20 protein-coding genes are annotated in these 24,396 nt (G+C 70.3%); 8 read left to right on the forward strand and 12 right to left on the reverse strand.

Features of this window, described 5'->3' with window-relative positions:
- Nucleotides 1-177: 177 nt before the first annotated feature.
- Nucleotides 178-828 (reverse strand): ArsR/SmtB family transcription factor, encoded by a 651-nt coding sequence (locus AC5RUH_RS08515; protein WP_494128340.1) that lies wholly within the window; start codon nt 826-828, stop codon nt 178-180.
- A 222-nt stretch (nt 829-1,050) separates the two neighbouring features.
- Between AC5RUH_RS08515 and AC5RUH_RS08520 the strand changes: the two genes are divergently transcribed.
- The 4 genes from AC5RUH_RS08520 (at nt 1,051) to AC5RUH_RS08535 (ending at nt 5,426) form a co-directional block, all read left to right on the forward strand.
- Complete coding sequence (locus AC5RUH_RS08520; RefSeq protein WP_494128341.1) at nt 1,051-2,793, forward strand: hypothetical protein; 1,743 nt, start codon at nt 1,051-1,053, stop codon at nt 2,791-2,793.
- Between the two features lie 91 nt (nt 2,794-2,884).
- Nucleotides 2,885-3,232 (forward strand): hypothetical protein, encoded by a 348-nt coding sequence (locus AC5RUH_RS08525; RefSeq protein ID WP_494128342.1) that lies wholly within the window; start codon nt 2,885-2,887, stop codon nt 3,230-3,232.
- A gap of 56 nt (nt 3,233-3,288) precedes the next feature.
- Nucleotides 3,289-4,761, forward strand: coding sequence for a sensor histidine kinase (locus AC5RUH_RS08530; protein WP_494128343.1), 1,473 nt, complete (start codon nt 3,289-3,291; stop codon nt 4,759-4,761).
- Nucleotides 4,758-5,426 (forward strand): response regulator transcription factor, encoded by a 669-nt coding sequence (locus AC5RUH_RS08535; RefSeq protein WP_494128344.1) that lies wholly within the window; start codon nt 4,758-4,760, stop codon nt 5,424-5,426. The genes AC5RUH_RS08530 and AC5RUH_RS08535 overlap by 4 nt, the downstream gene beginning before the upstream one ends.
- A gap of 13 nt (nt 5,427-5,439) precedes the next feature.
- On the opposite strand, the gene AC5RUH_RS08540 is transcribed toward AC5RUH_RS08535, so the two are convergent.
- The 4 genes from AC5RUH_RS08540 to galU form a co-directional block, all read right to left on the reverse strand.
- Complete coding sequence (locus AC5RUH_RS08540; protein ID WP_494128345.1) at nt 5,440-6,651, reverse strand: phosphotransferase; 1,212 nt, start codon at nt 6,649-6,651, stop codon at nt 5,440-5,442.
- A gap of 110 nt (nt 6,652-6,761) precedes the next feature.
- Nucleotides 6,762-7,724: a hypothetical protein gene (locus AC5RUH_RS08545; protein ID WP_494128346.1), complete on the reverse strand. Its 963-nt coding sequence runs from the start codon at nt 7,722-7,724 to the stop codon at nt 6,762-6,764.
- A 149-nt stretch (nt 7,725-7,873) separates the two neighbouring features.
- Nucleotides 7,874-8,509 carry a GNAT family N-acetyltransferase gene (locus AC5RUH_RS08550; protein WP_494128347.1) on the reverse strand — a complete coding sequence of 212 codons (636 nt, stop codon included), beginning with the start codon at nt 8,507-8,509 and terminating at the stop codon, nt 7,874-7,876.
- Nucleotides 8,510-8,537: 28 nt separating this feature from the next.
- Nucleotides 8,538-9,440, reverse strand: coding sequence for a UTP--glucose-1-phosphate uridylyltransferase GalU (gene galU / locus AC5RUH_RS08555; RefSeq protein ID WP_494128348.1), 903 nt, complete (start codon nt 9,438-9,440; stop codon nt 8,538-8,540).
- Between the two features lie 67 nt (nt 9,441-9,507).
- Here galU and AC5RUH_RS08560 point away from each other — a divergent pair, with 67 nt between their 5' ends.
- The 3 genes from AC5RUH_RS08560 to cpaB all read left to right on the forward strand — a co-directional run bounded on the left by AC5RUH_RS08560 (nt 9,508) and on the right by cpaB (nt 11,313).
- On the forward strand, nt 9,508-10,131 hold the full coding sequence (locus AC5RUH_RS08560; protein ID WP_494128349.1) for a 5-formyltetrahydrofolate cyclo-ligase: 624 nt from the start codon (nt 9,508-9,510) through the stop codon (nt 10,129-10,131).
- 82 nt (nt 10,132-10,213) lie between these two features.
- Entirely contained in the window at nt 10,214-10,534 is a 321-nt protein-coding gene (locus AC5RUH_RS08565) for an FmdB family zinc ribbon protein (protein WP_494000384.1), read from the forward strand.
- A 110-nt stretch (nt 10,535-10,644) separates the two neighbouring features.
- Nucleotides 10,645-11,313, forward strand: coding sequence for a Flp pilus assembly protein CpaB (gene cpaB / locus AC5RUH_RS08570; RefSeq protein WP_494128350.1), 669 nt, complete (start codon nt 10,645-10,647; stop codon nt 11,311-11,313).
- Nucleotides 11,314-11,354: 41 nt separating this feature from the next.
- Here the strand turns inward: cpaB and AC5RUH_RS08575 are convergent, their stop codons facing one another.
- From AC5RUH_RS08575 to AC5RUH_RS08600, 6 genes are all read right to left on the reverse strand, one after another.
- Nucleotides 11,355-15,395 carry a DUF4011 domain-containing protein gene (locus tag AC5RUH_RS08575; protein ID WP_494128374.1) on the reverse strand — a complete coding sequence of 1,347 codons (4,041 nt, stop codon included), beginning with the start codon at nt 15,393-15,395 and terminating at the stop codon, nt 11,355-11,357.
- 117 nt (nt 15,396-15,512) lie between these two features.
- Nucleotides 15,513-17,102: a glutamine-hydrolyzing GMP synthase gene (guaA, locus tag AC5RUH_RS08580; RefSeq protein WP_494101697.1), complete on the reverse strand. Its 1,590-nt coding sequence runs from the start codon at nt 17,100-17,102 to the stop codon at nt 15,513-15,515.
- An 83-nt stretch (nt 17,103-17,185) separates the two neighbouring features.
- Nucleotides 17,186-17,677, reverse strand: coding sequence for a DUF3817 domain-containing protein (locus AC5RUH_RS08585; RefSeq protein WP_494012646.1), 492 nt, complete (start codon nt 17,675-17,677; stop codon nt 17,186-17,188).
- A 5-nt stretch (nt 17,678-17,682) separates the two neighbouring features.
- Nucleotides 17,683-18,573, reverse strand: a complete 891-nt coding sequence (locus AC5RUH_RS08590; RefSeq protein WP_494128351.1) for an SURF1 family protein — start codon at nt 18,571-18,573, stop codon at nt 17,683-17,685.
- A 51-nt stretch (nt 18,574-18,624) separates the two neighbouring features.
- On the reverse strand, nt 18,625-20,349 hold the full coding sequence (locus tag AC5RUH_RS08595) for a glycerol-3-phosphate dehydrogenase/oxidase (protein WP_494000389.1): 1,725 nt from the start codon (nt 20,347-20,349) through the stop codon (nt 18,625-18,627).
- Nucleotides 20,350-20,377: 28 nt separating this feature from the next.
- Nucleotides 20,378-21,517: a GuaB3 family IMP dehydrogenase-related protein gene (locus AC5RUH_RS08600; protein WP_494000390.1), complete on the reverse strand. Its 1,140-nt coding sequence runs from the start codon at nt 21,515-21,517 to the stop codon at nt 20,378-20,380.
- A gap of 418 nt (nt 21,518-21,935) precedes the next feature.
- On the opposite strand from AC5RUH_RS08600, the gene AC5RUH_RS08605 reads away from it, so the two are divergent.
- Nucleotides 21,936-22,757, forward strand: a complete 822-nt coding sequence (locus AC5RUH_RS08605) for a hypothetical protein (RefSeq protein ID WP_494128352.1) — start codon at nt 21,936-21,938, stop codon at nt 22,755-22,757.
- A 55-nt stretch (nt 22,758-22,812) separates the two neighbouring features.
- Here the strand turns inward: AC5RUH_RS08605 and guaB are convergent, their stop codons facing one another.
- A complete protein-coding gene (guaB, locus tag AC5RUH_RS08610; protein ID WP_494000392.1) occupies nt 22,813-24,318 on the reverse strand; it encodes an IMP dehydrogenase in 1,506 nt (501 codons plus the stop codon).
- Between the last annotated feature and the right edge of the window lie 78 nt (nt 24,319-24,396).

The raw sequence follows: 24,396 nt of genomic DNA on the forward strand, positions 1-24,396 counted from the left end.
GGCCCACGGGCCGGGCCGCAGGCGCTGCGCTTTCAGCCGCGCCCGCCGCTCCCCGGCCCGCACCAGTGCGCGTCCGGCGCGGATCAGCAGCGACTCCAAGACCGGTGTCCGGATGCCGGCGAGGGCTGACGACGGCGGGCGGTACGGCTGGGTGGGGACAGTTGTCATGATGGGCTCTCACAGGTGATGTGCCGGCCGGTCCGACCGGGAGTCGATGATGGGAAAGGCATTGACGTGGAGCTGAACCGGGCGGACGTCCTCCGCGCCCTCGGCATTTTGCTCCAGGTAGGGTTCGGCCAGTTTCCGCACAAAGGCGGCTGCCTGTTCGGCGATGTCAGCCAGCTGTTCACGGGTCAGGCGGACGTTGATGGTGCTGGCCACCGACGCCTCCAGCCATTCCTGCGGCAACAGGTCGGCGCCGCGGGTCATGAAGTCGGCCAGCAGGTCGGCGCGGCTGCGCTCGAATTCACGGGTGACCAGGCGGGCCGCCTCCCGGGTGGCCGGAGTGCCGGACAGATCGCCGGCGCTGATGGTCAGGCTGCCGGGAGTGCGTCGCCACCAGCGTTCGCGGGCCGTGCCGCGGCCTTCGACCTCCCGGACGAAATCGTGCCTGGCCAGCTGGCGCAGGTGATAGCTGGTGGCGCCGCTGGACTCCCCCAGCCGTTCCGCCAGCCTGCTGGCTGTTTGCGGGCCGTACTGGGACAGCGCGTTGAGCAGCTGCACCCGGAGCGGATGCGCGAGGGCCTTCAGCGCGACCACGTCTACGTGGCGTTCGTCGCCGTAGCCGCCGCGTCCGGGGTCGCTTTCCTGCTCTCTCTGCTGCTCCATGGGCACCATGCGTAGCGGTGCAAACAAAGCTTTGCAAGCATTTCTTTGCAATGCTTCCTTTGCGATTTGTCGTGCCGACCGACGGTCTGTAGGCGAGGTTCCGGCGCGCCCGTTCGGGGAGCGCCGGGGCATTGCGCCCACCCCTGTTCGCGGCTAGAACTAAGACCATGGGGAACGCGCCAGCTGGGTTCCACGGCACAGCGCTGCGGAGGCGGGGCGGCCGTGCCTGAATCCGCCGCAACGGTGCCGCGCGGGCTGATCGCCGACCGCCTGCGCGCCGTGCTGGAGAGCGCCGGCCCCGACCCGGCACGGTTCCCGTCGTCAGCCAGGGACTGCCTGGACCGCGCTTACGAGGCAGCCTATGCCGAGAACCACGCGGGCGCCCGTGCCCTGGCGCAGGCCGGACTCGCCCGGTCCTCGGACACCGAACTCGACGTCCGGCTGGGCTTGTACTCGGTGCTGATTGCGCTCGCCCAGCTGGCAGGCGAAGAGAAGCAGGCCCGGGAATATCTCTACGCCCGCATCGCCTTGCTCCGCAGCCATGGGCTGGAAGCCGAGGCCGCGGCCGGTGAGCGGCTGGGAACGGCGTTGTTCCGCGAAGCCGGCGACGACGACCTCCCGCTCCTGGAGGCAGAACTTGACCGCCTGCTGGAGGCCCGTGCCCCGGGATCGGTGACGGCGGACGTCCAGCTGGCCATCGCCGTCGTCCGTTCCCAGCGCGGGGAAGCGAAGCAGGCGATCGCGCTGCTGGAAGACGCGGTGGCCGGCTACGAGCATTCCGGCCGGACGGACAGCTTGTCCGGCGCGCTGATGTACCTGGCCAACACCTACCTGCAGGCCGACCAGCCGGAACGGGCCACCGCAGTTGCCGACCGCATGCTGGCATTGCCCGGCAACCGCGCCACCACCGCCAGCATGTGGCTCTTGAAGGCCAATGCCGCCGGCGGCGACGGCGCGGCCGGGCTGGAGGAAGCGCTGACGGCGCTGGAACTGTATGCGGCTGCCGGGGTCCGCAAGGGTGCCATCAGTGCCGCCGTCGTGCTGGCCCGGCTCTGTGCCGGCATCGGCGACTATGAGGACTCGGTGCTGGCCTGGCAGGCGGCGGTCGCCCAGGCCGAACGCGGCGAGGTCCAGGAAGAGCTCACGCTGCGCCTGGCGCTGGGAAACCAGCTGCTGGAGGCCGAAGAGTACGAACTGGCGGGCGAGGTGCTGTCCAAGCTGCTGGCGCGGCTGGAACACACCAAGGCGCCCCATGCGCAGGTGGCGCGGGCGCTGATGAGCCTGGGCCACGCCCACCGGCACGCCGGCCGGACCGCCGACGCCCTGGACTGCTGGCGCCGGGCGGTGGCCGAATTCAGCCACGGCGGCGAGTTCGGCGAGGCGGCCCGCGGCCTGCTGGCGACCGGCACGCTGCTCTCCCGCGAGGACCGCGACACGGACGCGCTGGTCTGCTTCGAGGCGGCGGTGGCCGCGGCCCGCAAGGCCGAGGACGACGACGCCGCGCTGCCGCAGGCCCTGCATGCCCTCGGACATGCCCTGTGCGAGGCCGGCGACCCGGACGGGCTCACTGTCTTGGACGAGGCAATCCGGCTGGCGCACCTCTACGGGGCCCGGTGGTACGAGGCGGACTACAGCGACACGCGGGCGAGGGGGCTGTGGGCGCTGGAGGACGGCACCGGGGCGGTCTCGGCGGCGCTGCAGGCGGCGGACCTCTACTCCGCTGCCGACGACGCAGCCTCGGCCGGCAACGCCGAACTCTTCGCGGCCCATGTGCTGGCCGAGATGGGGCGGGCCGACGACGCCGTGCCGATGTTCAAGCTGGTGCTGCAGGAGCCCGACGTCAGCCGCACACTCCGCGTCGCGGCGCAGCTGGGGCTGGCCTCGGCGCTGGACGCCCTGGGCCGGACCGTCGAGGCGGACATTGCCCGCCGTGCCGCGGACGCCGCGGCCGACAGCCCCGACTGACCGACGGCGGACGCGGCCCGTTGCGCCGCGGGGTTGGGCCGCGGGGCAGGGTTCTCATCTTGGTCTCATCTGCGCCGTGGATACTGGTGTCATGCCCCGTACAGCCATCCGCACCGTCCTGGTGGCGCTGGCCGTGCTGCTCGGGCTGGGCGCCGGAGGCGCGGCACTTGCTGCGACCCTGCGCGAGCCCGGGCCCACCGACCTGGGCCCGTCCATCACCGTCACGCAGTCCGGGCCGCCGTCCCCTGCCGGCGACCCTGCTCCGGCCGGCAGCGAGCAGCCGTCCCCCACGCCCACGCCCACCGCCCCCTCGTCCCCGGCCGCTCCGACCCGCCCGCAGGAAGGCAAGGGACCGGTTCCGGTCCAGCCGGCGCCGCCACAGGACTACGACGACGATGACACGGACGACTGGGACGACGATGGCGGGGACGATGACTGAGTCCGTCCCCCTGTCCCCACACCCCCACGCCGTCCGGCACCGCGGCGGCGCTCCGCGTGGCGGCGGCAGCCCGCGCGGCGGCCGTGCGTAGGCCGTCGGGCGGGCCGTCCGTCCGCGTCCGGGTGCTGGCCGCCGTGCTCGCCCTTTCGGCCCTGGGCCTGCTGGTGGCCGGCTCGGTGGCGTTCGCGCTGCAGCGGTCCCATATCATCCAGCGGGTGGACGACTCGCTCCAGCGCAGCGTGAGCGAGTTCAAGACTCTGGCGGAGACAGGCATCGACCCGGACACGGGCGAACCCTTCACGCAGGCCAGCCGGTTGGTCTTTTTGGCGATGGAGCGGACGCTTCCCTCCGCGAACGAAGGCATGCTCGGCCTCGTCGACGGGAAGGTGACATACACGGCGAGCCCGTCCGTGCGGCTCCGGCTCGAGCGGGATGCCGAACTCGTAGCCCTGCTGGGCCCGGACGCCACTGCGTCCGACCGGGTGGTGCTCAGCACTATGGAGACGTCGACCACGACGTACCGGGTGGTCGCCGTGCCGGTGCAGCTCTCCTCCGACCCGGCCCACAGCACGTTCGTGCTGGCCTACGATTACGACGCCGAGCTGCAGCAACTTGACGATATCTTCCTGACCTACGCACTGATCGGGTTCGGTTCGCTGGTACTGATCGGCGTCGTCGGCTGGCAGGTGGCCGGCCGGCTGCTGGCACCCATCCGGCTGGTGCGCGAAACGGCACAACGGATCACCGACGCGGACCTGACCCAGCGCATCCCGGTGGGCGGCAACGACGACATCTCCGAACTCTCCCGCACCTTTAACGACATGCTGGACCGCTTGGAGGCGTCCATGACAGCGCAGCGGCAGCTGCTGGATGACGTCGGGCACGAGCTGCGGACCCCGATCACCATCCTGCAGGGCCACCTGGAACTGCAGGACCCGCGTGACCCGGCGGACGTCGAGTCGGTGCGCGGCATCGCCTTGGACGAGCTGGACCGGATGCGGCTGCTCGTCGACGACCTGGTCCTGCTGGCCAAGGCGGAACGTCCCGGCTTCGTGAACCCGTCCGACGTCGAGGTGGGGCAGCTGACCGACGACGTGCTGGACAAGGCCCGGCCGCTGGGCGCCAAGCGCTGGACCGTCGATGCACGGGCCGAAACCCGCTGGCCGCTCGACGGGCGGCGGATTACCCAGGCCTGGCTGCAGTTGGTGGCCAACGCCGTGAAATTCTCCGAGCCCGGGTCCACGGTGGCGATCGGTTCGGCCGTGCGCGGCAATGAGCTGCGGCTGTGGGTCAGGGACGAGGGAACGGGCATCCTCCCGGAGGATCAGGGCAGGATTTTCGACCGTTTCGCACGGGGCAGCAACGGGACGCGGGCGGAAGGCTCGGGACTGGGGTTGACCATCGTCAGCGCCATCGCCGCGGCGCACGGCGGCAGCGTCGAACTGGCCTCGGCCCCGGGCGCCGGATCCACTTTCACCGTCGTGCTCAGCGGCCCGGAGGCGGGCGCAGACAAGGAGGAGAGCGCGTGAGTCAGATTCTGATCATTGAGGACGAGGACAGGATCAGTTCCTTCATCGCCAAGGGCCTGAAGGCCGCCGGCTACGTGCCCACGGTCGCCGGCACCGGGCGGGAGGGCTACCACCTGGCCATGACCGGGGACTTCGAGCTGGCCATCCTCGACCTGGGACTGCCGGACCAGGACGGCTTCACCGTGCTGCGCCGCCTGCGCGAGGGCCGCAACGACATCCCGGTGATCATCCTCACCGCCCGCAGCTCGGTGGACGACACCGTTGCCGGGCTGGAGAACGGCGCGAACGACTACATGTCCAAGCCGTTCCGGTTCGAGGAGCTGCTGGCCCGGGTGCGGCTGCGCCTGCGCTCCGAGGCGCAGCCGGCCGACCTGGCCGTCCTCGGCAGCGGCACGCTGAGCCTGGACCTGCGGACCCGGCGGGCCAGCGTCGGCGGCCGGGAGGTGGATCTCTCCGCCCGGGAGTTCGCCCTCGCCGAGGCCTTCCTGCGGAATCCGGGCCAGGTGCTCAGCCGCGAGCAGCTGCTCTCGCGGGTCTGGGGATACGACTTCGACCCCGGCTCCAACGTGGTGGACGTGTACGTCCGCTACCTGCGCAACAAGCTCGGGGCGGAGAAGTTCGCCACCGTGCGCGGCATGGGCTACCGCCTCGTCGCCGACGCCTGAGTGAAGGGTCCGGTCAGGCCGCGCCGGCGGCCAGGTCCTCGGCGATGGCAAGCCGTTGCCGGGCGTCCTGCTGCCACCCGTCACCCTCCCCGGGGGTCTTCGCCCCGGCCACCAGCGACAGCGCCACGCCGGCGGCCCGGCCGCGCAGGGCCGCCGGGTCCACCACGGTGTCGAAAGCGGCAGCGAAACGTTCCAGCGCCGCCGGGACATGCACGTACCCCGGGTGCACGGCGGGCAGCACGGCCAGGTGCCCGAGGAAACAGGCCAGGTCGTCCACCAGATGGCCCGGCCCCAGCGAGTCCACGTCCATGAGTCCGGTAATCTTCCCGCCGTCCACCAGCAGGTTCGCCTCGTAAAAGTCGCCGTGCGTCGGGACCAGCGGGCCGGCGTCGGTGGCCGCCAGCAGCTGTTCCACCCGATCGGCCAGGTTAAACACCCGGTCCTGCTCGTCGGGGAGCACGGCCGCCGCTGCCTTGGCGTAGTCGGCTGCGCGGTCGGCCCAGGCCGGGCGACGCGAGAGTTCCAGCACACCGGCCGGGAGCTCATCCAGCAGCGCCAGGAGGGTTTCGGGCGCCAGGCTGGCGGCGCCGTCGTCCATCAAAGCCTGGGCCAGCGGCACCCCCTTCGCCTCCGTGAGCACCACCACGCCGTCGGCCGGTCCGGCGGAGGCAATCGGGGCCGGCAGCCCGGCGTCGGTCAGCAGCCGGTGCCGGAGCATCAGCTGCGCCGCCCGGTCCGGACGGACCACCTTCAAAAAGACCCGGTGTCCGTCCTGGACGGCTTCCAGCACGGCCCGCCGCAGCGGCCGGTAGCTGACCATTTTCAGGTCGGCTTCTCCCCCGCCGAAAACGCTGCGGCCCACCGCAGCCGGGTCGCACGCCGCGGGCAGTCCGACCAGCACCGGGTCGGACGGATACAGCCAGGCGGTCAGCGGGACGGGCCCGCCGTCCAGGCGTACCAGCGGAAGCCCGCAGTCGGGCACCGGCGCCGTGGTGACGCAGACGTACTCGGTCCGCTCGCCGCCGTCGTGCCCGCGGAGCCGCACGGTGTAGATCCCGGTCGCGCCGGCCCCGGGCCGGTGCTGCAGCTTCGCCAACTGCCAGGACCGGACCGTCCCGCCGACGGTGCCGACGGCGAGTTCCAGCGCTTCGCGCATGCCGGGACTTTCCAACACGTCGATGCCGGCGGTCTCGGTGGCCATCAGGTCAACGTTCGCTGCGTCCATGTCTCCATTGCACACCATTGCGGCCCGGAACGCTCGGAACCGGGGACCGGACAAGGCTGCGGCCCGTCCGGGTGTGGACGGGCCGCAGCCAACCTGCCGGGCGCCTCGGGTCAGGCCCGCCGGCGCTGCAGGACGTCGTCCAGATTAAGCCGGTTCGCGGCCGACTGCTGGGCGGATGCCTCGGCGGCCGAGGCGCCGTCCGCCGGCTGCTGCGTGGCGGCAGTCTTCTCTGATGTCCGGGCGGCGGCCTCGTCGGTCCGCTGCGCGGCGGTCTGCTTGATCGATGTCTTGGTCTGCGGCTTCTTGACCTCGGGGACCGGCAGCGGCGCGGGAGCCGGGCGGGTGGCCTTGGCCGCCGCGACATACGTCGGTTTGGGCACGTCGACCGGCTGCCAGGGAGTGCCGGACGGCTGACCCGGCGCGGCGGTGTCGCCGGCGTCGGCGGCGACCTTCAAGGCTTCCTCGCGGAGCTCGGCGGCCGTCAGCGGCGCCGGACCGGGCTGGGCGGCCTGCTGCGCGGCCCCGGTGTCCCCCGCGGCCCCGTCAAACAGTTCGGTGGGCTTCCGGGGATTCTTCGCGGCTCCCGCCGGCTGCGATGCCGATGCCGCGCGAGAGGCCTGCCGGGCGCGTGCGGCGGCGCGCTTGCTGCGGTCGCGGACCGCCAGGGAGCGCAGGATAACGACGACGGCGGCCACCGCCAGCAGCGCGAAGCCCGGCACGCGGCCCGAAACTGCGCCGGCCAGCGCCAGGGCGCCGCCGACGACGAACACCAACAGGGCGGAGGCCCCGGCAAGTGCCAGCGCGGTCCGGCCGTAGCGGATGCGGAACTCGGGCTGCCGGGCGGGCGGGGGCACGGGCGACGCTGTCGAGGGTGCCGGCTGGGCGTTGTATTCCATGATGATCCCCTGGTTGCCGCCCGAGGCGGTTGCGGGTACTGAAACTAGTGGTGCTGCGTGTCCCGGCGCCGGTTCAGCCAGCGCGGGACGGAATGCTCCGCGGAGCACGTACGGTCCTACCCAGACAAACCACAGCCCGACGATGACCGCCAAGATCACAGAGCTCTGAATGTCCACTCTCAAAACCGTAGAAGCTCAAGCATGCCGTACGCGGCATTCATCACGGTGTGTCGGATAACGATTCCGTGCGGCGCTGCCTTATGGTGTCGGGCCGACTTTGGTGCGGGCCCTGCTGCGGCGTCGGGGCGGCTTAGGTGCCGGCCCGGCTAAGGTGTCCATCCGACGTCGCCGTGCTCCAGCCAGCGGTCCAGCAGGCCGCCGGGAACCTCCTCGGCAGTGAGCGCGAAGCTGCGGTGGTCTGCCCAGGCCCCGTTGATATGCAGGTACCGCGGACGCAGTCCTTCGTCTCGAAAGCCGAGCTTCTCCACGACGCGCAGGCTGGCGCGGTTCTCCGGCCTGATGTTGATCTCCATCCGGTGGAGCCCGAGCGTTTGGAAGCAATGGTCGGTCGCCATGGCCACCGCCGTGGGCGCTATCCCGCGGCCGGCACGCGCCTCATCCACCCAGTACCCCAAAGTGGCCGACATTGCAGAGCCCCAGACGATGCTGGAGACAGTAAGCTGCCCGACCAGCGCCGGCCGGGGCCTCCCCTCCTGCAGTTCGGTGATGATCCAGGGCAGGGCCGTGGCAAGTCGTGCCTGGTGCTTGAGCGAGCGGACCATCTCCGAGAACGAGGGCAGATACCCGTCCGGGGCCGGGTTCGTGGCCTCCCACGGTTCCAGCCAGCGCGCGTTGCGGCGCCGCACGGCCGTCCACTCGCTCCGGTCCCGGTACCGGATCGGGCGCAGCGACAAGTTCCCGCATGCCAGCGTCGCTGGCCAGATTGCCGGTCCGTACCCCATGTGAAGTTCTTAGCGGTCGTGGCGGGGCTCAGTCGCCCGAGCCGTCAATGAAACTCTTCAGCCAGGTCCGCAGTTCCGTCCCGATGTCTTCACGTTCGGAGGCGATGGTCACGACGGCCTTGAGATAGCTGAGCTTGTCGCCGGTGTCGTACCGGCGCCCGGAAAAGACCACGCCGTAGACGCCGCCGCCTTCGCCTTCGCGGCCGGCCAGGGCTTCGAGCGCGTCGGTCAACTGGATTTCGCCGCCGCGGCCGGGCTTGGTGTCCTCCAGCACGTCGAAGACGGACGGGTGCAGGACGTAGCGGCCGATGACCGCCAGATTGGACGGGGCCTCGTCCGGCGATGGCTTCTCCACCAGTTCGTTGATCCGCACGTAGCCGCCGTCGCCCATCGCGGTAACGTCCGCGCAGCCGTAGGCGCTGATCTGGGCGGGGTCCACTTCCATCAGGGCGACCACGGAGCCGCCGGTCTGCTGCTGGACCGCGATCATCTGGGTCAGCAGGTCGTCGTGTTCGTCGATAAGGTCGTCGCCGAGCAGCACGGCGAACGGTTCGTCGCCCACGTGCTGGCGGGCCCGCAGGACTGCGTGGCCGAGGCCCAGCGGATCCCCCTGGCGCAGGTAGTGGATGTCCGCCAGTTCCGAGGCTGCCTGTACGGCGGCGAGCTTCTCCAGATCGCCTTTCTCCTCCAGGATCTGCTCGAGGTTGGGCACGCGGTCGAAGTGGTCTTCCAGCGGGCGCTTGTTGCGGCCGGTGATGACCAGGACGTCGCTCAAGTCAGCGCGCACGGCTTCCTCGACCACGTACTGGATGGCCGGCTTGTCCACCACGGGGAGCATTTCCTTGGGCATGGCCTTGGTGGCGGGCAGGAAACGGGTTCCCAAACCAGCGGCCGGGATGACAGCTTTGCGTACCGTGCGATGAGACGTCATGGGTTCAGACTACCGAACGAAGGTGCGAAGCAAGCCGATCCGGGGGGAAGCAACTACGATGTCGGCCATGGAGATGCAAACCGGCATGGACAAGGAAACCGCCCGCGCATTCTTCCGGGCACGCCGCCGGGCCCGCCCCGAGGAAGAGCAGATCAAGGCCGGGACCGCCCTGGCGCACCAGGTGCTGGACGGTCTTCGGCGGCTGAACGTCCCGGCCGGAACCATCGTGCCGGCCTACCTGTCCGTCGGTTCCGAACCGTCCACGCGCATGCTGCTGCCGGCCCTTGAGGAGGCCGGCTACCAGGTGGTGGTCCCGATCTGCGAACCGGACTACCGGCTCAGGTGGGCACGCTGGTTCAGCGGTGTGGAGCTGGTCCGCAGTCCCCGGGCCTGGATCGACGAGCCGGTCGGAGAACGTTTTGGAGCGGAAATCATGGCCGGCCTGCCGCTGGTGCTCGTGCCCGGGCTGGCCGTCGACTCCGAGGGCAACCGGATGGGCCAGGGCGGCGGTTATTACGACCGGTTCCTGGCGTCGCTTGGCGACGGCAAAGACCGCCCGAGGTTTGTCGGGGTTTTCTACGCCGACGAGGTGGTGGCCGCGGGAGCCTTCGAGTCCACGGCGCTCGACGCTCCGCTGGACGGCGCCGTGTCGCCCGACGGCTGGACGTGGTTCCCCCGCCGGACGGTGTAGAATTGGCACTCTGAGCGGGTGAGTGCCAACGCCTGGCCGGGCGCTTCCTGCTCCTGCCAAGTTTTTTTCAGGAGGAATTACTGTGCCCACGTACGCCTACGCCTGCAAAGACTGCGCCCATGCCTTCGACATCCAGCAGTCCTTCAGCGATGAATCGCTGACGGTCTGCCCCGAGTGCGGCGGCAACCTGCGCAAGAAGTTCAACAGCGTCGGGGTCGTCTTCAAGGGCTCGGGCTTCTACCGCACCGATTCGCGCGACTCTTCCTCGGCAGGCTCCGTTCCCGCCGCCGCCTCGGGATCCGCCGGCACCGGGTCAACCGCCTCTTCCGAGGCGGCGAAGCCCGCCGCGGCCGAAGCCTCCAAGCCTGCCGCCGCCCCGGCTCCGGCGGCAGCAGCCAGCTAGCCGCCTCGGACGCCGCGGCCGCTCCTACACCGCGAAGCGGCGGCGGCGCTGATCCACAGGCGGGCCCGCCCCGCTGACCCGTGCGGGCCGGATGCTTCTAGCGTGGCCGCATGCCCGTTGCTGCCGCGTCCCGATCCGCCCGCCCTGCACTGTCGCCGCGCCGCCTGCTGCGCCGGCATTACCGGCTGCTGGCCGCCCTGCTGCTCTGTGCGGCCGCGGCGCTGGTGGTGCAGCAGCTGACCCCTGTGCCGAGCCCCACCTACTCCGTGGTGGTCGCCGCGTCCGACCTCCCGGCCGGCGCCCACCTGTCCGCCGACGATGTGGTGCTGGGCGAGCTGCCGGCCGGTTCCGTACCCGAGGGAACTGCCGACAGTCCGGCCCTGGTGGTGGGCCAGCGGCTGGCGACGGCGCTGCGCGCCGGCTCTCCTGTCGTGGACACCTCGATCGTCGGTCCCGGCCTGTTGACCGGGGCGCCGCCGGAGACGGTGGCCGTGCCCGTGCGCCCCGCGGACCCCTCCACCGTCCAGTTGGTGTCGCCCGGCCAGTTGGTGGACATCGTGCTCAGTAGCGGCAACGGGTTCGAAGAGCCTGCCGAAACTACGGTCCTGGCTCGGGCCGTTCCGGTGCTGTGGAAGGCCGACGACGGCGCTGCCGCGGCCGGCTTGCTCGGCGCGGGCGAGCCCGACGGGCTCGTGGTGGTGGCGGCGGCACCGTCCGACGCAACCGCGCTGGCCGGCGCCTCCAGCCGGGGCAACGTCTTCCTCGTGTTGGTCGGCTGATGACTGCCCAGGACCGGCCGGCCCGCGGACCGGCTCCCGGCCTAGCCCCAGTGCGGCGGTCGCTGCTCCCGCAGCCAGGCGTCCCGGTCCTCGTCCCGGTCGCCCCACGCACGGGGGTCGTCCTCCGCTGCCTTGGTCGGCAGCGTCGGCGACTGGTTCCGCCTGGCCCGGCGCGGCCGCAACCGGTCGTCGCCGGCCTCGCCGGCCTCGTCCGCCGAGCCTGCGGAGTGCGCGGAGTGCGGGGACTCCTCCGCCCGCGGGGTCTGCTCCGCCGCCGGCTTCGGTCCCCGTGCGCTGGCGGGACGGTCGTCCTTGTCTGCCGGTTCTTCCGGCTTCTGCAGTCCCAAGTAGCCTCCGATCAGGTCTGCGCATTTCTCCGGATCCGTGAACACCTCGATGGTCCACAGCGTCAGCGGCCGCCAGCCCAGCCGCTCGAGCTGTTGCGGGCGCAGCCGGCTGCGCTCCCGCACCGTCAGCTCCTGGTACTGCGGGCTGCCGTCAGACTCCAGGGCCACGGGCAGGGCCGGTTCAACATCCGGCGAATACTGCACCGTTCCGGTGCTGGCGGCGATGTCGATGACCCCGTAATAGTGGTCCCAAACGCGCGCGCCGCGGGTGCGGATGCGTTCCACGAGGTCCGCGACCAGCGGGTCGTCGATCCCGGGAGACAGTTCGGGCGCCGCGAACCGGCCGTCGCCGAGGTGGCGGTCCAGCAGGTCATGGAAGTCGGCGGCCCCATGCCGCAGCCGCTCGGGGTCCAGATCCTCCGGGCGGAAGCAGCTGAGGACGTGCAGCGACTGCCGGGAACGGGTGACCGCGGTCGCGAAGAGCGACCGCCCGTGCGGCGCCGACAGGGGTCCGAAGTCGTGGACCGCCCGCCCGTGCGGCGTCCGGCCAAAGCCGAGCGAGAAGATCACATCGTCGCGGACCAATCCGGACGCGCGTTCGACGGGAACCACGCGGAAGGGCTCCTGCCGGCGGTTGAAGAAGTCCGCCGCCGCAGGATAATTGGGCATCTGCAGCCGGATGGCCTCCGCCACGCGGGCGGCGTGCCTGGCGCTGGCCGTCACCACCGCCAGCGACCGCGACGGCCGAAGGCTGATGTGCTCGAAGACAAGGTCCACCACCCGGTTGAGTTCGGCCGGGACGCTCTCCACGCCTTCGTGTCCGGCGCCGGGCATCCCGGTACCGTCGGGCAGATATTCCACTTCCAGGCCGCCCCCGCGGATGGAGCTGGCGCCGGGCAGGCGGGACAGCGATCCGCCGTAGAACTTCTCACTCAGCGAGCGGGTCAGGTCGAGGTCGACGGCACGGTAGGCGGTGGTCAGCGCCACCACCGGCAGCACCTCGGAGAGCGCGTGGAAGCAGCTGGCCAACGGTTGCGGTGCTTCGCCGGTGACGGGGTCATTCCGCCGGTCCACGTTGACTTCGAAAGGCTCGGCGCGGCCCAACTCGCCGTCGCCGAACGCCACCACCTGATGCGCCCGTGAGACCGCGGTCAGCGCCGACGGCAGGCTTGTGGCCTCGGCGTCGAGGATGATGACGGCATCGAAGTGCTTGCCTTCCGGGAGCAGGAGCGGCAGCACCAGCGGGGAGGCAGTCCAGATCGGCAACAGCGCCGAAACCAGCGACTCCGACTGCTGTCCCAACGCGGCCAGGGTGGGTTCGCCGGCCTTGAGCAGGTCGCGCAACCGCTGCGCGGCCTTGGGCTTGCTCTTGAGCGAATGCCGCCAGTTCTGTGCCAGTTCCCAGCGCAGCCGGGCGGGCCCGGACGCGATGTGCGCGTTGTCCGCGAGCCGGTAGACCGCCTCGAGCTTGCGGAGATTGTCGCCGTCCGACATGGCCAGGTAGTCGTCGCCGCTGATCATCGCTTCGAGTGCCGACTGCCACCACGCCAGGTCCAGTTCAGCGCTGACCTCGCCCGCACCGACTTCGCGTGTGGCCAGGTCGTCCAGCAGTTCGGTCAGCCCGTGTTCGCGCATCTGCTCCAGCAGCAGCGTACGTTCGGGCAGGTTCACCAGCGTTTCGCGGTCCGCTGCCAGGGCGTCCAGCTGTTCCTGGAGTTCGCCGTCGGGCAGGGCCGCGAGGGCCCGGTCTTCGGGCACCGGTGCCAGCAGGGCGGCCAGTTTCTCGAGGCGCTGCGCCACCTCCCGGTAAAAGCCGTTCAGGTCCGCCAACCCGGAGGGCACCGCCGGATGCCGCTGCGACGTTGCGTAGTCGGCCCACTTTGTCCGCTGCTGCTGCACCTCGAAGAGGGACTCATGCAGGTCGGAGATGTGCACGCCCGGGCGGATGTATTCCTTGGCCACCTTGCGCAGCCGGGAACGCGTCATCGAACTCATTTCGATTCCGCGGTCACGCCGCCAGGAACTCGGCGCGGTCGCGGAAATCAGATCCGTGACCGGCCGGTCGAAGATGTCCGGGGTGAACTTGTCGAGGCTGCCGCGGACCTCCACCAGCAGCTGGAGCTGCTCCCCCCACTCGCGGAACGTCCCGGCGAGGGCGATCTGCGAGTGTTCGGCGACCTTGTTCATCCGTTCGCGCAGCCGCGGGACGTCCTTGGCCAGGTCGGCGGCCAGCTGGTGGGCGTCTTCGGTCTCCTTGCGGTTAAGCAGCTTGGCACCGAACCACGGGCTGGTGGTCGCGGACTTGCTGAAGCTGCCCAACTCGGCAGCCCGGACCAGCCGTGCCGCCAGCTCCGCCCGGTCGGTGATGTTGTCCAGCACCGACCGCTTCAGCCGCACGGTGGTCGCCGGAGCCGGATCGAGCGAGGTGAGCTTGGCCAGCGACTGCATCGCCTGGTAGGGGGAACAGCGCCAGCGACTGCGCACATTGTGCAGCGACTTCACATGCTCCATCAGCTTGTGCCGGTGCTCGGTGAGGGTGGTGTGCAGCTTCTGCAGCTGCGGCTCCTGCGCCTTCTCGTTGCGGCTGATCGCGCGGATCATCGCCCGACGCAGCTGCTCCGGCGTCAGGTCCGCGCTCAACTGCAGGGCCAGCGACCCCAAATCCACGGTTTCCAACTGCTGTGTGAATTCGACCAGCGTGCCCCGGCGTTCCGCGACCACCAGCACGCTCTTGCCCTCGTAGGCCAGGGCGGCCGCAGCGTTGAGTGCAGTCTGGGTTTGTCCGGTGCCCGGCGGCGCGGAAACCACCAGCGAATGCCCCGCCTGGACCAGGTCCAGCACCCGTTGCTGCGCGGCGTCTGCGTCGAGCAGCAGGAACTCATCCTGCGGATCGCGTTCGTCGATCGGCGGCAGTTCCACCTCCGGCACGGGCACGGCGTTCCGGCCGGCCCGGGGACGGGGACCGGCCTGGGATCCGGCTCCGGCTTCGGCCAGCGCGCGGATCACCGGGTGCCCGGCATCGAGCAGGACCGGGTCGGTGACTGCTTCCAGGTCCGCGAAGGTCGACACCAGCAAATGGTGTTCGATGGTCATGTTCCGCACGCCGGCGGTGAGCAGGCGCAGCCGTTCCAGCACCGGGTGCGGATCCAGGCGGGCGGTGCTGTAGGCCAGCCGGGCGGTCGCCTCGGCGTCGATACCGATCCCCTGCTCCGCGGAGAGGTGGCGGACGAGCGCCGGGTTCAGCCGGGCGCGGTCGGTCAACTGCAGTTCGAAGTCGTCCTGGCTGGGGCGGACGGTCAGCGCCACCGGGATCAGCATCACCGGGGCATTCAGGGACTCCGACCGGCCGATGTCGGGAACCCGCCAGGAGGCCGTTCCGGCGGCCAGATACCCGACGTCGATACCGCGGTCCGAACCCAGTTCGTAGATTTTGGCGCGCAGGCTGCGGGCGGTACGCATGGCCGCGGCGTACTGGTTCGGCTCGCGCAGCAGGGTGGAAAGACGGGTGCGGCGGCCGGCCAGCAACTGCGCCAGGCCGGAAGGGTGGGCATGCGTCAGGTCAATGCTGTTCGACGACGTCGGGGCGAACCGCAGCAGGGTGTCCGACCCGGCGAGATCGCCCAGGTTTTCCAGCCACGATGCCACAACGTCTTCAGCAGCCTCAGCTACGCTGGCCAGCGACACGGCTGCCCCCTTTACTTCACTCTCGGCGACTTGCCTGGACCACAACGGCATGTCAAACAAGGTATCGGACTTTAAACGCCAAACGGGCGACCGCAACACTGCTCGGCGAAATTGCCTCGCAGTTCACCCGCAGCCGCGCTGCGGGCGGGCGGCGGTCGCCCGTTGTGGCTACTCCCACTCGATGGTTCCCGGCGGTTTGCTCGTCACGTCGAGCACCACGCGGTTGACGCCGTCCACTTCGTTGGTGATGCGGTTGGAGATTTTGGCCAGCAGGTCGTAGGGCAGCCGCGACCAGTCTGCGGTCATCGCGTCCTCGGAGGAGACCGGACGAAGCACGATCGGGTGTCCGTAGGTTCGGCCGTCGCCCTGGACGCCCACGCTGCGCACGTCGGCGAGCAGGACCACCGGCATCTGCCAGACTTCCTGGTCCAGGCCCGCAGCGGTCAGTTCGGCTCGCGCGATCGCGTCCGCCTTGCGCAGCAGGTCCAGCCGCTCCTGGGTGACTTCGCCGATGATCCGGATGCCAAGTCCCGGGCCGGGGAAGGGCTGGCGTCCGACGATTTCGGCCGGCAGGCCCAGTTGGGCGCCGACCGCGCGGACCTCGTCCTTGAACAGCGTCCGCAGCGGTTCCACCAGCTCGAACTGCAGGTCCTCGGGCAGCCCGCCCACGTTGTGGTGGCTCTTAATGTTCGCGGCGCCCTCGCCGCCGCCGGACTCGACCACGTCCGGGTAGAGCGTGCCCTGCACCAGGAACTTCACCGACTCCCCCTCGGCGGCCGCCTCGGCCAGCACGGCCTTTTCGGCGGCTTCAAAGGCGCGGATGAACTCGCGGCCGATGATCTTGCGCTTGGTCTCCGGGTCGGTGACACCGGCCAGCGCGGACAGGAAGCGCTGCTGTTCGTTGGCTACGTACAGCTTCACGCCCGTGGCCGCGACAAAGTCACGCTCCACCTGCTCGGCTTCGCCCTCGCGCAACAGTCCGTGGTCCACAAAGACACAGGTCAGCTGGTCGCCGACCGCGCGCTGCACCAGGGCCGCGGCGACGGCGGAGTCCACGCCGCCGGACAGCCCGCAGATCACGCGGGAGTCGCCGATCTGGGCGCGAATGCGCTCCACCTGCTCCTCCACGATGTTGCCGGTGGTCCAGTTGGGCTCGAGCCCGGCACCACGGAACAGGAAGTTCTCCAACACGCGCTGGCCGTGGGCCGAGTGCTTGACCTCGGGGTGCCATTGCACGCCGTACAGCTTCTTCTCGTCGTTCGCGAAGGCGGCCACCGGGGCGCCGGCCGTGCTGGCCAGCACGTCGAAGCCTGCGGGTGCCTCCTGCACCGAGTCGCCGTGGCTCATCCAGGTGTTCTGGACGGGGGGCACCCCGGCCAGGATGGACCGGCCCTCCCCCACCGCGGTGGCGTCCGTGGCACCGTACTCGCGCAGCCCGGTCCTGGCTACCTTGCCGCCCAAGGCGTTCGCCATGGCCTGGAAGCCGTAACAGATGCCGAACACCGGGACGCCGGCTTCGAACAGGTCCGCGCCGATCCTCGGCGCTCCTTCGGCGTAAACGCTGGAGGGCCCGCCGGAGAGGATGATGGCCACCGGGTTCTTGGCCATCAGCTGTTCGGTGGTGTAGGTGTGCGGAACGATCTCGGAATACACGTTGGCCTCGCGCACGCGGCGGGCGATCAGCTGCGCGTACTGGGCCCCGTAGTCGACGACGAGGACGGGCCGGTGGTCCGTAGTGGCGGGGGGAGGAGTAGTCACCCTTACAGGATAGTCGCCGGGTCCGGCGCCTCGCACTCCGGCGTCCGGCCCCGCTGCGTGAGGTAGCGCACGCCCGGCTCCGGTCAGTAGCGCTTGGCGGCTTCGGGGTGGGCGGCCAGTTCTTCTTCCACCTCGCGGTGCACCTTGCGTTCCAGGATGATGGACAGGAACGGGATGACGCCGCCCAGGGCGATCAGCACGAACTTGCTGAACGGCCAGCGCATCAGCGACCAGAGCCGGAAGTCGGCAATCAGGTACAGCACGTACAGCCAGCCGTGCGCTATCAGCACCGCGATGGACAGGTTCAGGCCGTCGATCACGGACGGTTCGGCCTGCGCCAGGCCCAGCGCGAAGGTCTCGCCCGTCAGGGTGTTGGTGGCCCCGGCGAACAGGAACAGGTTGAAGCCGTACCGCAGCACCATCTCCACGCAGAGCAGCAGCAGCATGATGCCGGTGATGTAGGAGGTGACCTTGTAGAAGGTCAGGGCGGAGCGGATCTGGGCGTGGGTTCCGCCGAAGCGGCGTTTGGCCGGACGCTGGGTCGCGGCGGAACGGTCGGGGGCGTTTTCGGTCACGTGGACTACCTCGTTGTGTGGGGTGAGCTGGGTGTGGTCTGGTCGGCGGCGGCATCGCCGCCCTGGCGGGTGCCGGCGGGGCCCGCCGCGCTCCCCCGCCCGGATCCGGCTGCATGGCGGGCCGCTTCGGCCGCGTCTTCGGCCGCCTCCAGGTCGCGGCGGTAGTCGTCGGCCACCAGCCGCCACCAGAGGAAGATTGCGAATCCGGCGAACACGACCCATTCCACCGCGTAGAAGACGTTCATCCAGTTGACCGGCGCTTCCTGCGGCTGCGGTCCGACAACCACCGGCTGCATCGAGGTCCCCTCGGTCGCGGTGCCAAGGTCCGTGCCGCCCACGGTGAAGCCGGTCCCGACCACGAAGCCGGAGTAGCCGGGCGCGTTCCAGCGGTTGATCAGCTCGGCCGCCGACAGCGAAGCCACCTGGCCGGCGGGCAGGCTTCCGGGCAGCGGGGCTTCCGTGGGCAGCAGCCGCCCGACGACGGTGGCCTCACCGTCCGGGGCGGGAACGGCATCCGCCGGTTCCTCGACCCAGCCGCGCACCACGGGGATGACCACGTCTTCGCCAAACTGCTCCACGCCGTCCACGGTGAACGGGTCGACCACCCAGAGGCCTTCTTCGCCGTCCTGCAGGCGGTTCCGGACCAGCACCTGCCCGCCCTGGACGAAGCTGCCGTCGAAGGTGACCATCTGGTCCGCGGTGGCGGCGGTCATCGGGATGCCCGGTTCAAAGACGTCGGTGAGCGGCTTGACCGTTTCGGTCTCGCCCGGGGGCGGGGGCGGTTCGCTCTGCGACGTGGAAAACTGCCACTGGCTCAGCAGCACGAACACCGTGGACAGCGCCAGCGCAAGCACCAGGGCCGCTATCCAGCGGGGTTTCAGGGCAGTCTTGAGCACCCATTAAAGGTACTTCGCAACCATGTAGAAAACGAATCCTGCCCGGTGCCCTCAGGCCAGCGGAACGATGTCGTCGACGCCCATCCGGGCGCTGTCGGCCGTGACGTCGTCGGGCTGCTCCTGGCTGAGCCGTTCGGCTTCGACCCGGGCCAGGTAGTGCTTCACCTCGCGTTCCACCTGTCCTTCGCTCCAGTCGAGGAGGGGCGCCATCAGCCGGGCGACGACCGGGGCGGCGGAGACGCCGCGGTCCCAGGCCTCGATGGAGATCCGGGTCCGGCGGGTAAGCACGTCGTGGATGTGCCGGGCTCCCTCGTGCGTGGTCGCATAGACCACCTCGGCCGCCAGGTAGTCGTCGGCGCCGGGCAGCGGTTCGGCCAGCTCCGGCCGTTCGGTGATGATGTCCAGCACGTCGCCGGCCATGGCTCCGTACCGGTTGAGCAGGTGTTCCACCCGGGCAACGTGGATGCCCGTGCGGTCCGCCATGCGGCTGCGCCTGTTCCAGGCCGCCTTGAAACCGGAGGCGCCGAGCAGCGGGATGGTGTCGGTGCAGCTTGGCGGGACGCGCTCGTCGAGGGCCCGGGCCGCCTCGTCCACCGCGTCCTTGGCCATCACGCGGTACGTGGTGTACTTGCCGCCGGCCACCACCACGAGCCCGGGGACCGGGTGCGCCACCACGTGTTCGCGCGAGAGCTTGGCGGTGGAATCGTTCTCGCCCGCCAGCAACGGCCGGAGCCCGGCGTAGACACCCTCGACGTCCTCCCGGGTGAGCGGGCGCTGGAGGACCCGGTTGACGTGTTCCAGCAGGTAGTCGATGTCCTTGGACGAGGCCGCCGGGTGGGCCTTGTCCAGATTCCAGTCGGTATCGGTGGTGCCGATGATCCAGTGCCGCCCCCATGGAATCACGAACAGCACCGACTTCTCGGTGCGCAGGATCAGGCCCACCGTGGACTGGAACCGGTCCCGCGGCACCACCAGGTGGATTCCCTTGGAAGAACGGACGCTCAGCTGGCCGCGTTCGGTCACCATGGCCTGGGTCTCGTCCGTCCACACGCCGGTGGCGTTGACCACCTGCTTGGCCCGGATGTTGAACTCGCTGCCGTCCTCCTGGTTCCGCACCCGGGCGCCGACCACGCGTTCGCCCTCGCGCAGGAAGTCGACCACCGCCAGCCGGTTGGCCGCGTGCGCCCCGAACGCCGCCGCGGTGCGGACAAGGTTGACCACCAGCCGGGCGTCGTCCACCTGCGCGTCGTAGTAGCGGATGGACCCCACCATGGCGTCCTTTTTCAGGCTGGGTGCCGCCCGAAGGGTCCCCCGCCGGGAGAGGTGTTTGTGGAAGGGGACGCCGCGGCCGCGCCCGGAGGCGATGGCCAGGGCATCGTACAAGGCCACGCCGGCGCCGACGTAGGGCCGCTCCACGTACCGCCTGGTCAGCGGGTACAGGAACGGCACCGGGCGCACCAGGTGCGGCGCGATCCGCTCCAACAGCAGTCCCCGTTCCTGCAGCGCCTCGCGGACCAGAGCGAAATCCAGCATCTCCAGGTACCGCAGCCCGCCGTGGATCAGCTTGGAAGACCGCGACGACGTGCCCGAGGCCCAGTCCCGGGCCTCCACGATGCCCACGTCCAGCCCGCGCGTGACCGCGTCCAGGGCGGCCCCGGCGCCCACCACCCCGCCGCCGACGATCAGCACGTCCAGCTCGGCCCCGCGCTCCTGTGTGGCGCGCAGCGCGGCCAGCGCCTGCTCGCGGCTCTCGGGACTCAGGGCTCCGGTGGTCATCGCCTATCAGCCTCCCAGCATGGTCGGATCAGTCGCGGGCCTGGATCGGCGCCAGCACCACTTCGCAGCGCTGGAACTCTTTCAGGTCCGAGTACCCGGTGGTCGCCATCGACCGGCGCAGCGCACCGACCAGGTTGGAGGTTCCGTCGGTGTGGTTGGACGGGCCGTGCAGCACCCGCTCCAGCGGTCCGACGGTTCCCACGTTCACGCGGTCGCCCCGGGGCAGTTCGTCGTGGTGGGCCTCCTGGCCCCAGTGCCAGCCGCGGCCCGGCGCTTCCTCCGCCCGGGCCAGGGCGGAACCGAGCATCACGGCGTCCGCCCCCATGGCGATGGCCTTGACGATGTCGCCGCTGAAGCCCACGCCGCCGTCGGCGATCACGTGCACGTAGCGGCCGCCCGATTCGTCCATGTAGTCCCGGCGCGCGGCCGCCACATCGGAGATCGCCGAGGCCATCGGGGCGTGGATGCCCAGCGCCCGGCGCGTGGTCGTCGTCGCTCCCCCGCCGAAGCCCACCAGCACGCCGGCCGCGCCGGTGCGCATCAGGTGCAGCGCCGGGGTGTAGCCGGCGGCGCCGCCGACGATCACCGGCGTGTCCAGCTCGTAGATGAACTGCTTGAGGTTCAGCGGTTCCTGCGTCTTGGAGACGTGTTCGGCGGAGACGGTGGTGCCGCGGATCACGAAGATGTCCACGCCGGCGGCGACCACGGTCTTGTAGAACTCCTGGGTGCGCTGCGGCGTCAGCGAGCCGGCCACGGTCACCCCGGCTTCCCGGATTTCGGCCAGCCGGGAGGTGATCAGTTCCGGCTGCACGGGGGCGGAGTAGAGCTCCTGCATCCGCTTGGTCGCGGCCGGGCTGAAGTTCTCCGTGCCCAGCGCGGCGATCTCGTCCAGCACCGGCAGCGGATCCTCGTACCGGGTCCACAGGCCCTCGAGATTGAGGACGCCCAGGCCGCCGAGCTTGCCCAGCGCGATGGCGGTGGCCGGCGACATGACCGAGTCCATCGGCGCGGCGATGACCGGCGCGTCGAACGTGTAGGCGTCGATCTGCCAGCTGACCGAGACATCCTTGGGATCGCGCGTCCGGCGCGAGGGGACGATCGCCACGTCATCGAGGGAGTAGGCTCGGCGCCCACGCTTGCCACGGCCAATTTCAATCTCGTAAGTCACGGCTCTAGGTTATCCCACCACTGGAACGCTTCACCTTGGAACGGGCAGGGAGAGGACTTTCGCCGGCGCCTGGCGGACAGGGCGGACCCCTCGTGACGGCTGCACGGCTCTCCTCTTCGGACTGCTGGCGTCGTCCCGGCGCAGGCGGTACGCTCGACCTGCCGCACGGCCGGCAAGCGCACCGCAGGCCCTCTCTCTTGACGGTTGCCGCGGGCCGGCCGCAGGCAGCCGGAGCGGGAAGTGGTCAGTCATGGGAGGAAGATTCCGGCGGTCCGTCGGGCGCATGCGACCGTTCGCGAGCGGCTTGGCGGCCACCCTGTGTTTTGGCATCGCCGGGCTGGTCTGGTCCATGCCCTCCCTTCATGCGCGCCGGTTGCGGAGAGCCGCATCGTGCACCGTTTGCGCTTCCCACCAGCGGGTGCGCGGCACCGCCCTCTTTGTGGTGGCGGCCCTCCTGGTCGCCGGAGCCGGAGCCCGCGTCCAGGAGGCGCTCTCCCCGCAGATCGTTTGCCACAGCCATATCACTGCCGACGGGCAGATCAAGCCCGAGCCGCGCCTGCAGATTTCACCGCCGGCCCCGTGGCGCATCACCCGCAATTTTCTGGTCGCCCCCATCAGCGGCGTCGGGGTCCTGACCGGGCGCAGCCTTGATATGGAAGCGTGCTCGGGACCGTCGCTGTTGGTCATGTTCTGGCCCCCGCCGCGCACCAGCGGCGGCGGAACAATGCTCGGAGACGTGTTCGTTGCGTGGATGCCGCCCGTGGACCCGGCCGGTGCACTGAGCGTCAACGGATATGGCATTGCCGATGAAGGCCAGTATGTCCGCTACGGCCCGAACATCTCCCAGACCCGGACCGGGGACGAGGCCCTCGCCCTCCACGAGTCGCGGCATGTTGACCAGTGGGCCGTAGCCAATCTGCTCGCCGGCCCGTTCGCATTTCCGGCGGCGTACATCATCGACGGGGCACTGTTCCCCTCCTCGCGCAACCACTTCGAGCGGGCCGCCGGATTGGCCGATGGGGCGTATCCGCCCGCGCCGGACAACTGGCCGGCGCCGCGCTGGCCTGACACCGCGGCCCTCGTGCTCATCGCGCTCCTGATCTTCCGACGCCGGCTCCGTTGGCTCACCCGCGTCGCGGTCGGTGGCCGCGCGCACGCCCGGGCCCACGCGCCGAGGCGCTGTCCCGTCCATACGCGGGGCTGGTCGCGGGGCGCCGGCGAAGGTCCTGCCGCTGGTTAACGCGAGTGGCGCCGCTCCCCTGGTGCGGGGAACGGCGCCGTCGACGACTGCGGGATTACCGCTTGTAGTTCGGTGCCTCCACGGTCATCATGATGTCGTGCGGGTGGGACTCCTTCAGCCCCGCCGCTGTGATCCGCACGAACTTGCCCTTGGCCTTCAGCTCGGCGATGTTGCGGGCACCGGTGTAGAACATGGTCTGGCGCAGGCCGCCGACCAGCTGGTGCGCGACGGCCGAGAGCGGGCCGCGGTAGGGCACCTGGCCTTCGATGCCCTCGGGGATCAGCTTCTCGTCGTCGGGCACGTCGGCCTGGAAGTAGCGGTCCTTGGAGTAGGAGGTGTTCTTCCCGCGCGTCTGCATGGCCCCCAGCGAGCCCATGCCGCGGTAGGCCTTGAACTGCTTGCCGTTGACGAACACCAGGTCCCCCGGGGATTCCGCGGCGCCGGCCAGCAGCGAGCCGAGCATCACCGTGTCCGCGCCGGCGACCAGGGCCTTGCCGATGTCGCCGGAGTGCTGCAGGCCGCCGTCGGCAATCACCGGGATGCCCGCCGGGATGGCCGCCTTGGCCGACTCGTAGATCGCCGTGATCTGCGGTACGCCAACGCCGGCGACCACCCGGGTGGTGCAGATGGAGCCCGGGCCCACGCCCACCTTGATGGCGTCGGCGCCGGCGTCGACCAGTGCCTGCGCGCCCTCACGGGTGGCGGCCTGGCCGCCGATCACGTCCACGTGGGCCGCGGCCGGGTCCTTCTTCAGCCGGGCGATCATGTCCAGCACGCCCTGGCTGTGGCCGTTGGCGGTGTCCACCACGAGGACGTCCACGCCGGCCTCGATCATGGTCATCGAGCGCTCGTAGCCGTCGCCGAAGAAGCCCACAGCCGCGCCGACGCGCAGCCGGCCGTCGTCGTCCTTGGTGGCCAGCGGGTACTGCTCCGCCTTGTCGAAGTCCTTGACGGTGATCAGGCCCTGCAGCATGCCGGCGTCGTCCACCAGCGGGAGTTTCTCAATCCGGTTCTTGCCCAGCAGTTCGATGACTTCCGGGCGGCTGATGCCCACCTTGCCCGTGATCAGCGGCATGGAGGTCATCACCTCGTGCACCTTGGTGGTGGGATAGTCGGCGCGGGGCACGAAACGGGTGTCGCGGTTGGTGCAGATGCCCACCAGCTTGCCCTCGGAGTCCACCACGGGCAGTCCGGACACGCGGTAGTTGTAGCAAAGTTCGTCCAGTTCGGCCAGCGTGGCGTCCGGGGCGATGGTCACCGGGTTGGTGATCATGCCGGACTCGCTGCGCTTGACCCGGTCCACGTGCTCGGCCTGGTCCTGGATGGACAGGTTGCGGTGGATGACGCCCAGGCCGCCCTGGCGCGCCATGGCGATGGCCATCCGCGATTCCGTCACGGTATCCATGGCGGCGGAGAGGAGCGGGGTCTGGACCGTGATCCGGCGGGTCAGGCGGGAGCTGGTATCGGCCTCGGACGGAATCACATCCGTCGGGCCGGGCAGCAGGAGCACGTCGTCGTAGGTCAGACCCTCGAAAGCGAACGGATTGAATTCTTCGGACACTGCAGGGCCTTTCGAGCGATACCGGTGGCGGCCGCCGGTCACCGACAGCGGGGATCGGGTTCCGGGGTTGGTTACATC

The organism is Arthrobacter sp. Y3223166 (genome assembly GCF_059090935.1).